Source organism: Streptococcus sp. CF8_Ac1-9 (genome assembly GCF_024295565.1).
Lineage (GTDB): Bacteria > Bacillota > Bacilli > Lactobacillales > Streptococcaceae > Streptococcus > Streptococcus parasanguinis_X.
Genome location: NZ_JANCOY010000002.1, coordinates 470,592 through 483,198 on the forward strand (window position 1 = coordinate 470,592; position 12,607 = coordinate 483,198).

A 12,607-nucleotide genomic window follows, 5' to 3' on the forward strand; every position below is an offset into this window, starting at 1 on the left:
GGAGAAAATCATGATTCAAATTACTTTCCCAGATGGCGCTGTTCGTGAATTCGAATCTGGCGTTACAACTTTTGAAATTGCACAATCCATCAGCAATTCCCTAGCTAAAAAAGCTCTTGCTGGTAAATTCAACGGCAAATTGATTGACACAACTCGTGCGATTACCGAAGACGGAAGCATTGAAATCGTGACACCTGATCACGAAGATGCTCTTCCAATCTTGCGTCACTCAGCGGCTCACTTGTTCGCTCAAGCAGCTCGTCGCCTCTTCCCAGATATCCACTTGGGTGTCGGTCCAGCGATCGAAGATGGTTTCTACTACGATACAGACAACCAAGCTGGTCAAATTTCTAACGAAGACCTTCCTCGTATCGAAGAAGAAATGAAGAAAATTGTTAAAGAAAACTTCCCATCTATTCGTGAAGAAGTGACCAAAGATGAAGCGCGCGAAATCTTCAAAAATGATCCATACAAATTGGAATTGATCGAAGAACACTCTGAAGACGAAGGTGGTTTGACGATCTACCGTCAAGGTGAATACGTGGACCTTTGCCGTGGCCCACACGTTCCATCAACAGGCCGCATCCAAATCTTCCACCTTTTGAATGTGGCAGGTGCTTACTGGCGTGGAAATAGCGATAACGCTATGATGCAACGGATTTACGGTACTGCTTGGTTCGACAAGAAAGACTTGAAGAACTACCTTCAAATGCGTGAAGAAGCTAAAGAGCGTGACCACCGTAAACTTGGGAAAGAGCTTGATTTGTTCATGATTTCTCAAGAAGTTGGTCAAGGTCTTCCATTCTGGTTGCCAAATGGTGCGACGATCCGTCGTGAGTTGGAACGCTATATCGTTGATAAAGAAGTCGCAGCAGGCTACCAACACGTCTACACTCCACCAATTGCTTCTGTAGAACTTTATAAGACTTCAGGTCACTGGGATCACTACCGTGAAGACATGTTCCCACCAATGGATATGGGGGATGGAGAAGAGTTTGTTCTTCGTCCAATGAACTGTCCTCACCACATCGAAGTTTACAAACACCATGTGCACTCTTACCGCGAATTGCCAATCCGTATCGCTGAAATCGGTATGATGCACCGTTATGAAAAATCTGGTGCCCTTACAGGACTTCAACGTGTGCGTGAAATGTCTCTGAATGATGGTCATACCTTTGTGGCTCCAGAACAAATCGAGGAAGAATTCAAGAAGATCCTTCAATTGATCATCGATGTGTATGAAGATTTTAACTTGACAGATTATCGTTTCCGCTTGTCTTACCGTGATCCTGAAGACAAACACAAATACTTTGACAACGATGAAATGTGGGAAAATGCTCAACGTATGTTGAAAGCAGCCGTTGATGATATGGGTGTTGAGTACTATGAAGCTGAAGGGGAAGCAGCCTTCTACGGACCAAAATTGGATATCCAAGTGAAAACAGCTCTTGGTAAAGAAGAAACTCTTTCAACTATCCAATTGGACTTCTTGCTTCCAGAACGCTTTGATCTTCATTACATTGGAGCAGACGGGGAAGAACACCGTCCTGTTATGATCCACCGTGGGGTTATCTCAACCATGGAACGCTTTACTGCGATCTTGATTGAAAACTACAAGGGAGCTTTCCCAACCTGGCTTGCGCCACACCAAGTAACCCTTATCCCAGTATCGAACGAAAAACACGTGGACTACGCTTGGGAAGTGGCTAAGAAACTTCGTGATCGCGGTGTTCGTGCCGATGTGGATGAACGCAATGAGAAAATGCAGTTCAAGATTCGTGCTTCTCAAACTCAAAAAATTCCTTACCAATTAATCGTTGGTGACAAGGAAATGGAAGAGCAGGCTGTAAACGTTCGCCGTTATGGTCAAAAAGAAACAGAAACCATGCCGGTAGATGCATTTGTAGAATTGATTCTTGCAGATATTGCAAATAAATCTCGTGTTGAGAAATAAAACGATCACAGTCTGAGAAACATTTTTCAGTAAGAAAAAGCAACAACTATTTCAGTTGTTGCTTTTCTATTTTGTTTAACCTGAGCTAGTAGTGATTGGTCAAACCACTACAAATAGTATCCTCATCAACAATCCTTTCTATCCATTAACTTTTGGATATAGGATATCCTCCCAAGATTTGCTTCCATGAGTTAGATAAGTTGACTATCCTCAGTCCTTGTCTGCTTCATTTTCTTTTACGAGATCGTTTTGTGAATCTTTTTCAGAGAGTTTTTGATCGATATACTTGTCAATGTTTTCGTAAAATTCCTTGGTCGTCTCACTATCTAATTTTGTCGAATTATGGACTTGATTGACCTTCAATTGAACAGATTGAATACCGTAAGAGTCTTGTTTTTGGCGAATGGTTTCTAATTCTTCTTCTGAAATCGGATCTCCAACAATCGTCAAGACCAATTCATTGCTACTTGACTTGTAGACTTGATTAATGATTGTATGATTGGCGAACTCTTTTCCTACAAACTGTTTGATCCCTTCTTTTCGTGCTTGATCCATCGTCAGAGTGACTGCTGAATAGCTGGCTGGAAGAACCAATAATACAATCAAGGAGATCAACCCAATTCTCATTTTCATGTTTAGCTCTTTAAATGAACTTAAGGGAGATTGTCTCATCATAATTCTTGTTCCAACAATATTGATTAGCATGATAAAAACACAGTTGATCAAGAAAAGATAGAGAGCCCCAAATAAAAATCGTACATTTCCATTAGCTAAACCATAGCCTGCAGTGCAGATAGGTGGCATCAGAGCTGTTGCAATGGCTACTCCTGGCACGATATTGTTTGCTTCTTTTTTTCTTGAACCAATGACACCTGCTATCCCACCCGCAATAGCAATGAGAACATCCCAAATGGTTGGAGAGGTTCGTGCAATCAATTCGCTACTTGCATAAGATAAGGGAGAAATCCAGAAATATAGAGTCGAGACAAGCAAACTGACCAATACTTGAGTAAATAAAACCTGTAGAGATTGCTTGATTAAACGCGTATCAAAAATAGCTAAACCAAACCCCAGTCCAATAATCGGTGTCATAAGAGGGGAAATCAGCATGGCTCCAATAATGACAGCTGTTGAATTCATATTTAGACCTATAGAGGCAATAAAAATCGAACACATCAAAATCAGTGTATCTCTTAATCGAACATGAAGGTCATCATATAGTTTCTCGCGGAATTCACGTGTTGAATAGTTTCCGGACATTGGTTACTCCTTTTATTTCATATAATCTTGTTTCTGCATGGATGATGGTAGAGAGCCTTCTGTCCAAACTGACATGTTTTTAATTCTTACCTATGATTTTTTTGAACATTATCTTTTAACTATCCATCAGTCCATCCTTGACATTATATCAAAAATTTTACAGTCTTTCTCTGAAGAAATCAATTAATTTAAAAGATAGTGAAGGCAGAAATTTTTGTATCCTTATCCGAAGAAGAAAAACGATATCTCCTCTGAAAGTAGATACCGTTTTAATGTTTAAACATGATGAGTATGTAGCAGGAATCCTAGCTGATATCGCCAACAAATCACGTGTTGAGAAATAATGAAAAAATAAAAAGATTGAGATGTAACGATCTCAGTCTTTTTGCTTTGTCTTATTGGAAAGTCCAGCAATTGAGACTCCACATTTCTTCATAAGTTTGATATAATAAGAAGATAGAGATTGATAAGGAAAAGTAGCATTAGAAACGGGTATGTAAGATGAAAAAAATATTAGTAGTTGATGATGAAAAACCAATTTCAGATATTATCAAATTTAACATGGCAAAAGAAGGCTATGAGGTATTGACAGCCTTTGATGGTCGGGAAGCTTTAGAGGTCTTTGCGGCTGAAAATCCGGATATCATTATTCTAGATTTGATGTTGCCAGAGATTGATGGCTTGGAAGTGGCGCGGACGATTCGTAAGACTAGCAATGTGCCGATCATTGTCCTATCTGCTAAGGATACGGAATTTGATAAGGTCATTGGGCTTGAAATCGGGGCGGATGACTATGTCACCAAACCCTTCTCGAATCGGGAATTGCAAGCGCGTGTGAAAGCCTTGTTGCGTCGTTCTGAGTTTGCGGCTGATCCTCAGCTTGAAAATGAGGCCGATACGGAAATTGTCATTGGTGATCTTCACATTCTTCCAGATGCTTTCTTGGTTCAAAAAGGCAACAAAGAATTGGACTTGACCCATCGCGAATTTGAATTGCTCTATCACCTTGCGACCCATGTCGGTCAAGTGATGACCCGTGAGCACCTTCTTGAGACGGTGTGGGGCTATGATTACTTTGGTGATGTTCGGACAGTAGACGTGACGGTTCGTCGTTTGCGTGAAAAAATCGAGGACACACCGGGACGTCCAGAATATATCTTGACCCGTCGTGGTGTTGGATATTATATGAGAAACAATGATTGATCAACTAAAACAATTTGTAATGTCGTCGAACTTTGTCTTTGTTCTGATTACGGTTGGGTTTATCATTGTGGTAGCCTTGCTTTTGTTAGAAAACCGTAGGGACAATATTAAGCTCAGACAATTAAACGCCAAAATTAAGGATCTGATTGCAGGGGACTATTCTGAAGTGGTCGACATGCAAGGGAGTCCAGAACTGACAGATATGACCAATAGTATCAATGATCTGTCTGAGGTTATTCGCCTGACGCATGAAAACTTGGAACAAGAAACCAAGCGTTTGACCAGTATCCTTTCTTACATGACAGATGGGGTGCTTGCGACCAATAGACGTGGTCAGATCATCATGGTCAATGAAATGGCCGCCAAGCAATTGAATGTCAATCCAGATGAGGTGCTCAATACCAGTATTCTGGATTTGCTTTCGCTTGGAGACGAGTATGATCTGCGCAGCTTGATTACAGAAGTACCAGAGTTGACCATCGATTCCCAGGATGAAAATGGGGAATACTTAAGTCTTCGTGTGCGCTTTGCCTTGATTCGTCGCGAGTCAGGTTTTATCTCTGGTCTAGTAGCTGTCTTGCATGATACGACGGAGCAGGACAAGGAAGAGCGGGAACGTCGCCTCTTTGTCTCCAATGTGAGTCATGAATTACGGACACCTTTGACCAGTGTGAAATCCTATCTGGAAGCCCTGGACGATGGCGCTTTGTCAGAGCCAGTAGCACCAGATTTTGTCAAAGTTTCACTCAATGAAACCAACCGCATGATGCGCATGGTCACAGATCTATTAAGCTTGTCACGAATCGATAATGAAACCAGTCAGTTGGACATCGAGTTGACCAACTTTACGGCCTTTATCACCTTTATTTTGAACCGGTTTGATAAGATCAAGAGTCAATCGCAAGAAGATACCAAGAAGTATGAACTGATCCGGGAATACCCGATCACCCCGATCTGGGTTGAAATTGATACGGATAAAATGACCCAGGTGATCGACAATATCTTGAACAATGCCATCAAGTACTCACCTGATGGTGGAAAAATCAAGGTAGGGATGAAAACGACGGATGCCCAGTTGATTATTTCCATTTCAGATGAGGGCTTGGGAATTCCCAAGAAAGACTTGCCACGCATTTTTGATCGCTTTTACCGAGTGGATAAGGCGCGTAGCCGGGCCCAAGGTGGGACTGGTCTAGGCTTAGCCATTGCTAAGGAGATCGTTAAGCAACACAAGGGCTTTATTTGGGCCAAGAGTGAATATGGCAAGGGATCTACTTTTACCATTGTCTTGCCGTACGACAAAGATGCTATTAAAGACGACTGGGATACAGAAGAGGAAGAATAAGGAGTCAATGACAGAAGAGGGATTTAAGTATAGTATTTTAGCTTCAGGTTCTAGTGGGAATTCTTTCTACCTTGAGACGCCAAAGAAAAAACTGCTTATTGATGCAGGCCTATCAGGGAAAAAGATTACGGGACTATTGGCTGAAATTGATCGCAAACCAGAAGACTTAGATGCCATTTTGATTACGCACGAACACTCAGACCATATCCATGGTGTGGGTGTTTTAGCGCGGAAATATGGCATGGATCTATATGCTAATGAAGCAACTTGGAAGGCTATGGAAGGCACCAAGTATCTAGGCAAGGTTGATGATGCTCAAAAGCACATCTTTGAAATGGGGAAGACCAAGACATTTGGCGATATCGATATCGAAAGTTTTGGGGTCAGTCACGATGCTGCAGCCCCTCAATTCTATCGCTTTATGAAGGATGGCAAGAGCTTCGTCATGCTGACGGATACGGGCTATGTGAGTGATCGCTTGGCAGGAATCGTCGCAGATGCTGATGGCTATCTGATTGAGTCCAACCATGATGTAGAGATCCTTCGAGCAGGTTCGTATGCTTGGCGCTTGAAGCAGCGGATCTTGTCAGACCTAGGCCACCTTTCTAACGAAGACGGTGCAGATGCCATGATCCGAACCTTGGGAAATCGTACCAAGAAGATTTATCTGGGACATTTGTCAAAAGAGAACAATATCAAAGAATTGGCTCATATGACCATGGAGAATCAACTGGCTCGAGCAGATCTAGCTGTCGGCCATGATTTTGAGGTGCTAGATACCTCGCCAGATACCGCGACCCCTTTGACGAAGATATAAGATAGAAAACCACCTTCGGGTGGTTTTTTATATGTCTATTTGAGGAAATCTATATCTAGTAATGAATTTGCTCTTTACCCAAAATTCGTGTATGATAGGAAAGAATGAATTCTGAGTGAGAGTCACGAGAGTAGAGGAGAGATAATAAATGAAAAAAATGATGTTATTACTGGCTAGTTTGGTTGCTTTAACTGCTTGTAGTCAGTCTAAGCAAGATACGAAAGAGTCAACTTCCAATCAAACGATGAAGGAAACAAAAGTATCAGAGTCTTCTAAAGAAGAAAAAGGTTTGAAATTTGTAGTAGCACCTCAGTATGAAGGTAAAACATCTGAGCTAATTGAGTTAGGAAAAAAATTGGTCAAGGACCATCCTGAACTCGGAAGTGAAGGTAATATGGCGCTCTACTTCACGGGAGCTATTTCTGAAGGAAGAGCTGCACTCATGCTGGTCAATAAGACAGATGTAGATATCAAGAAAGATTTAAATTTTTCAATTACGTGGTCTTATGATAGCAAGACTATTTTTGAGAATCAAAAGGTTAGCTATTTCATCAAAGATAGTGGTGAATTACCCTCTCATACAGCAACTATGATATTGTTGCCATTGAACGAGGAGCAAATGAAGATTGTCGATGGAATGTCAGACCCATCTAAGATGAAGCTTCAAATGTCAGATGTGAACGCTGTAGAGTGATTACGAAAAAAGAAACATACAAAGGAGAAGTAAATGCGCCTTGTTTATCTTACGATTGGTTTTGTGTCTTTGGGATTAGGAATTATTGGGATTCCTTTGCCGATTTTACCGACGACTCCCTTTTTATTGCTATCGATGGCCTGCTTTGCTAAAAGTTCCAAACGCTTTGAAACTTGGCTCTACCAAACCAAGCTTTATCAAACCTATGTAGCGGATTACCGAGAGACCAAATCGATTGTCAAAGAACGGAAGAAATGGATCCTCTTCAGATCTACATTCTGATGGGGATTTCGATCTATCTGGCACCGATTATTTGGGTGAAGCTTGCTCTAGGGGCTTTGACGATTTTTATCACCTATTATCTCTTAAAAGTGATCCCTAATAAGCCTGAAAATCCAACAGAAGAAAATCCTGATTAAAATTGGAGAAATCAGGCCCTAGAACTAGGAAAAGAAGTGCGTTCGTGCTTCTTTTTTGCTATAAAAGGAAAAACCCTTGTGTATCAAGGATTTTCGTGCATTGACTACGTTTTTGACTACGCTTCAAGGAATTTTAATAAGAGATCTGCAACATCTGACCGCTGTTTATCATTTAAGTGTGTGTACATATCTAGTGTTGTTTGGATATTTGAGTGACCTAATCTATCTGATATTGTTTTAGGTTCTATGCCAGCTTCAAAGAGTAGACTTGCGTGCGTGTGTCTCAGACTATGCACGCTGAATTGTTTCAGTTTGTGCTTACCAAGGAAACATCGCAGTTCGTCCCGAAAGTGGGCAAAGTCGAAGTAGTTGCCCTTGGTATTCGTGATGATGATATTTTTAGACTTGATACCATGTTTAAAAAATAGTTTCTTCTGTTCTAATTTCCATTCTTTGAGTATCTGTACCGTACTATCATCTAGTGAGATCGTACGTGCGCTACGTTTGGTTTTTGGCGACTGAGTAGACAACTTCCCATTGATTGTGAAAAGTGTCTTGCTGACTGATATCGTCTTGTTTTTAAAATCAATATCAGACCATTCAAGGCCCAGCAATTCCCCTCGTCTTAATCCAGTATAGGCCAGTGTATGCCATGCAGTATATAATATAGGCCGTGCATCTTTCTTTGATAGCGTGAGAAATTTGTTTAATTCTTTTTTGGTTAATGCTACTTTTTCTTTCCTTGGTTTCTGCTGCTTTGGTCGTATGATCCTATCAACTGGATTGGTCTAGATAATATCGAGATGCACAGCGTACTTAAATATCCTGTTAATGATCGACAGATAGTTTAAGTAAGTCACGTATTTCTTGCTTAATTCAATTACGATCTTTTGCATCATAGCCACGGACACGCTCTCTATTCGAATATCCTTAAAATGATGCTCTATGATAGCGTTGAGATAATTCTTTGTATTTTGGTATGTCGTAGGCTTTACAGTTGTTTCATAGCTTTCCAACCAGAGATCAGCCATCTCTTTAAATATCGGTTTGCTGGAGTGATCTGTAAATCCATTTTCTTCGATTGATAGCAGTAGCTCACGTTCTGCTTTCTTTGCGTCCTTTTGCGTTTTAAAACCTCTACGGGTCGTGCGTTTTTGCTTGCCAGTAAACGGGTCTACTCCAAAATATGCTTGGAGCATATAGCGAGTTTCTCCGTCTTTGGTTAAATATTTTTTAGTCATAATATTAACTCGATATTATACTATAATATATAATATCTTTCCTATCTAGCGTCCCATTTTTCGGGGCGGTTTTTTTGTTTTATATTCAACTTGCTTTTGTCGGCGGTGTGGAGATTTTTAAAAAATAAGAGCCCTACTCATAAGAGTAAGGCTAGAATTGTCCTCTCAGGATAGCATCATATATTTTGTCGTCAAGCGACCTTATGATATAATTCTAACCCTAAATAAAGGGAAGGTCAAGAAAAAAGCCTATCTTTTATTTTGTCATATTCCTTTACTAATCAACTTGATTTTGTTAAAATCGAATTAAAATAAAGGGGAGGAATCAATATGAAAATCATTCAAATCCTTTTGGGATATCTATTGTTGTTTTCCTTTTTTTCTCTCATTTTTTTCTTTTTAGACAAGCGTATAATTTTAATTACTTTTTTGATTTTTATTTTAGTGATAAAAATTATCCCTCATCCTGATTCCCATTGGAATCTGTTTGCATTTGGAATTCGTTTTCGTAAGAAACACTAGGTGAGTCGACGCTGATATCAAAAGCCCTTACCTCTCTTAAAGATTCCAATTCTTGACGGGCTTTCTCTTTTTCTATTTCTCGTTGTATATCTTTCAATTCGGAATCTTTTTCCATTGTCTCAACTTCTACAGCCAATTTGCGTTCTTCCAAACTGGCTGTTTTTCTTTGGTGTAAGTAAGGAAGGAGTCCCTTTACTTTAATACCCATGATATCAATATCTCCAAACAAGAGACCTAGTCCAATTAAACCTGAGTTCAGCATCCAATGATTGTCTGATATGAATTGGCCGATCGATTGCAAAGTTATTATTCCGGGGCTCTCTACGTTTGATGTAGCAATAATTTCTTCATCAATTTCAGAGTTTTTATACTTATCGATGATAGAATATAGATTTTTCCACATACTTGATGTGATAGGATCCTTGGTGTTAACCCTCAACCAAAGGTGTAATTTCCCATCTTTAAAGTAGAGTGGCGATATTAGACCATCAATATATTTAGATAGATCAGTAATATTAAAGATAGTGTGATGGACGGTCAGTGTACTATATAAAAATTTGGAGTTTACTTTACTACGAGGAACCTCGTTAATCCAGTTTACATTTCTACGTTTGATATCTGTAGATTTCTCATAACCGTGGTTTAAAGTTAGTTTTTCATCTGCTATATCTTTTTCATAAACGTCACTTGTAATCTGTCCAATTAAGAAATAATTCGACTTAAATGATGGAACGATAACATAATCCCCGATACTCATATCTTCCACAAAACTGTAGAGCCGTTTAGCAGTAAACGTGATTTGGTGTTTTGAAAGTTCTTCATCATGATACACGTTCGTAATTTGCTGCTTATAGTGTTCTATTGTTTTTTCTGCTGTTAAAAGCAAATTTGTTGTTTGAAGATCTGCTAATGTGACTTGATTGTGATGAATAGAGATAAAATGATTGTACTTAAAGTCGTCATAGTACTTTCCACCATCAGCTCGGACAAGCCAATATTTTGCACGATTGTTAAATTGATAGATTTCAAATTGATTTTTATGAGACATTATTAATCCTCTTTGCTGTTTATATAATTACCATCGTTTCGTCTGCGATGGTTTTTATTTTTCTTCCCTGTACACATCCACAACTTTACCAATGATCCTAAAATCACTGTTTGAATCAATCGGTGTATCTTTGTATTTATTGTTAAAGCTTCTTAGATATGCCTTATCTTTTTCTATTAACAGTTGTTTGATATAGGCTTCTCCCTCGTAGTCAAACACTCCAACTGTTTCACTTGGAAATTCTACTGTCAATTTTACAAATACATAATCACCAAAAATGAGCACAATGAACCTCCTCTTTTAATTCCTATTTACATTTTAAGGACCGCCGAAATCAATGTTTATTGATGAATGCCAGCTGTCTATTAAGAATTAAAGGGCGAATTCACTGTATTTTTTAAGATATTCTTCTATTACGAAAAGGTCTTCTGTCAGAAGGTTACTTTTAATAAAACTAAAGTCTCCTTTTGTAAGAAACATTTTTTTCTTCAAGCTTTTGATTTCTTTTTTTGCAAGTTCAAATGCGGAATTATAATCATCTAAGTCGCACTCTTCTGCGATATTGCGGATAGTTGTAACAACATAACTATTAGTCATAGGTGGTATATAAACAGGACCTTGTATATACTCATAACTATTACTAAGCCCAGAACAATCAAATAACATTGTTTCGATAAAATATTTTAATGCTAACTTATAATCTTTCTTATCTAGAAAGAAGCAACCAAAAGCATGGCAGTCATTTCTAACAAGGCCAAATAATTTAGAGTTGATATTGTTATTGATCCGGTCGTTCAAAATTTTAATTTTAATAATGTCATATGAAAGGTAAGAGTCATTTTCAGAGTATTCCATATATTCAAATGCTGATATATATGGATCTTTGTGTGCTCTAATAAGACCTTCGTAATTAATTAAAATCTGTTGCCCTGTATTCGTGGTACAAATCGATGATGGGATACTATCTTCTAGCAGATCAAAATTATTCATAATTCTTTGTATGAGGTCATATTTTTTACCACTAACTGACAAAGACTTAACTTTTAAAATCTCTTTTAGCTCTGCAACTTTAAGTTTCGATAAACTTTTTTCTGATTTTTGAAATGTCAGCAATCCTAGTCGGATTAATTTATTTCTATGAAGTTGAGGGTTGATTTTATATTCCTGTTCAAAATATGATGGGAAAAAATCCCCATTGTTTGTATCGATCCAATACAAAAGAACTATATCACCAATTTGTAGCGTATCATCTTCACGTTTTATCTTATTAATTTCAGTAGCAGTAGCAGTTTGTTTGAAATGATCAAACATCTTCTTTATAAAACCCATTTATTATCCTTTCATTAACAATATCACTTATTCATGTTCAAGGATCCAACCATCATTGTTCATAACCTCTCTATTTCGAGGTTAATTCTTCAGATTTCTGAATTTCGTCCAAGGCTTCTTGGATATCTTTTTTGGTTTTAAAAGGATTATTTTTGATGTTTACAATATATAAAATAATAGTCAAACACAAAAGAATAAATCCAATTGTTGGGTTTATGACGAAATACAACAAGGTGCAAAACGCAAGCAACCCCACTGGAAAGTACCACGAAGATGCAGGGTGGATTTTTTTATCAACCAGTGTGTTAATCGCTTGATTTTGTTTCTGTGATTTTCCTTTTTTTATGCTTCCTAAAGCATCGACAGTAGTTTGATTGTAAATTTTGTTGTAGATAGCACGCTTAGGATTTTTAATAAGGCCTGTCCCTTTTTGGCCGTAAGTTGGTATAACTGCTCGTTTGACCTGTCTCTTTAATTTAGATGTTGTACGAGCTTTTAGACTTTTTGAAAGACTAGGTTTTCTAACTCCTATTTTCATAGTAATTCTCCTTATTGTTTCAATCCTAAACGTTTCTGTTTTAATTATAACAAATAACAATAGGGAATGAAATAATAAGGAAGTGAAGAAATAAAATCTACCAAGAGAAATGGGTGTTAGTTTAATAAGATTTAGAATTGCGTATGTTGAAGATAATTATAGTTCATGAAGTAAATTTACAAACGCGGTATTCAATTATTTTAATCAATATCTAACTGTACCAAACTGATATCTGAT

At 38.3% G+C, this 12,607-nt stretch carries 11 protein-coding genes and 2 pseudogenes; 6 read left to right on the plus strand and 7 right to left on the minus strand.

Going from position 1 to position 12,607, the window contains the following annotated elements; all coding sequences use genetic code 11:
- Positions 1 to 10: 10 nt before the first annotated feature.
- Complete coding sequence (gene thrS / locus NML76_RS05675) at positions 11 to 1,954, plus strand: threonine--tRNA ligase (protein WP_049514695.1); 1,944 nt, start codon at positions 11 to 13, stop codon at positions 1,952 to 1,954.
- 210 nt (positions 1,955 to 2,164) lie between these two features.
- On the opposite strand, the gene NML76_RS05680 is transcribed toward thrS, so the two are convergent.
- The gene (locus NML76_RS05680; protein WP_254732940.1) at positions 2,165 to 3,214 is read right to left on the minus strand and encodes a DUF389 domain-containing protein; all 1,050 of its coding nucleotides are present in this window, start codon (positions 3,212 to 3,214) and stop codon (positions 2,165 to 2,167) included.
- Between the two features lie 501 nt (positions 3,215 to 3,715).
- On the opposite strand from NML76_RS05680, the gene yycF reads away from it, so the two are divergent.
- From yycF to NML76_RS05705, 5 genes and pseudogenes are all read left to right on the plus strand, one after another.
- A complete protein-coding gene (gene yycF / locus NML76_RS05685; RefSeq protein WP_003008151.1) occupies positions 3,716 to 4,417 on the plus strand; it encodes a response regulator YycF in 702 nt (233 codons plus the stop codon).
- Positions 4,410 to 5,762 carry a cell wall metabolism sensor histidine kinase VicK gene (vicK, locus tag NML76_RS05690; RefSeq protein ID WP_254732942.1) on the plus strand — a complete coding sequence of 451 codons (1,353 nt, stop codon included), beginning with the start codon at positions 4,410 to 4,412 and terminating at the stop codon, positions 5,760 to 5,762. Before yycF ends, vicK begins: the two co-directional genes overlap by 8 nt.
- A gap of 7 nt (positions 5,763 to 5,769) precedes the next feature.
- Complete coding sequence (locus NML76_RS05695) at positions 5,770 to 6,579, plus strand: MBL fold metallo-hydrolase (protein ID WP_023918725.1); 810 nt, start codon at positions 5,770 to 5,772, stop codon at positions 6,577 to 6,579.
- Positions 6,580 to 6,727: 148 nt separating this feature from the next.
- Entirely contained in the window at positions 6,728 to 7,273 is a 546-nt protein-coding gene (locus NML76_RS05700; RefSeq protein ID WP_254732944.1) for a hypothetical protein, read from the plus strand.
- Between the two features lie 33 nt (positions 7,274 to 7,306).
- Positions 7,307 to 7,692 (plus strand): annotated as a pseudogene (locus tag NML76_RS05705) (YbaN family protein).
- Between the two features lie 116 nt (positions 7,693 to 7,808).
- Here the strand turns inward: NML76_RS05705 and NML76_RS05710 are convergent.
- From NML76_RS05710 to NML76_RS05735, 6 genes and pseudogenes are all read right to left on the minus strand, one after another.
- Positions 7,809 to 8,462 (minus strand): site-specific integrase, encoded by a 654-nt coding sequence (locus NML76_RS05710; protein WP_368077139.1) that lies wholly within the window; start codon positions 8,460 to 8,462, stop codon positions 7,809 to 7,811.
- An 18-nt stretch (positions 8,463 to 8,480) separates the two neighbouring features.
- Positions 8,481 to 8,933: an Arm DNA-binding domain-containing protein gene (locus NML76_RS05715; protein WP_254732946.1), complete on the minus strand. Its 453-nt coding sequence runs from the start codon at positions 8,931 to 8,933 to the stop codon at positions 8,481 to 8,483.
- A 454-nt stretch (positions 8,934 to 9,387) separates the two neighbouring features.
- Entirely contained in the window at positions 9,388 to 10,503 is a 1,116-nt protein-coding gene (locus NML76_RS05720) for a hypothetical protein (protein ID WP_254732947.1), read from the minus strand.
- A gap of 54 nt (positions 10,504 to 10,557) precedes the next feature.
- A pseudogene (locus NML76_RS05725) lies at positions 10,558 to 10,776 on the minus strand (S24 family peptidase); the annotation flags it as partial.
- A gap of 99 nt (positions 10,777 to 10,875) precedes the next feature.
- On the minus strand, positions 10,876 to 11,832 hold the full coding sequence (locus NML76_RS05730; RefSeq protein WP_254732949.1) for an SAP domain-containing protein: 957 nt from the start codon (positions 11,830 to 11,832) through the stop codon (positions 10,876 to 10,878).
- A gap of 70 nt (positions 11,833 to 11,902) precedes the next feature.
- Positions 11,903 to 12,370, minus strand: a complete 468-nt coding sequence (locus NML76_RS05735; RefSeq protein WP_254732951.1) for a hypothetical protein — start codon at positions 12,368 to 12,370, stop codon at positions 11,903 to 11,905.
- Positions 12,371 to 12,607: the final 237 nt, after the last annotated feature.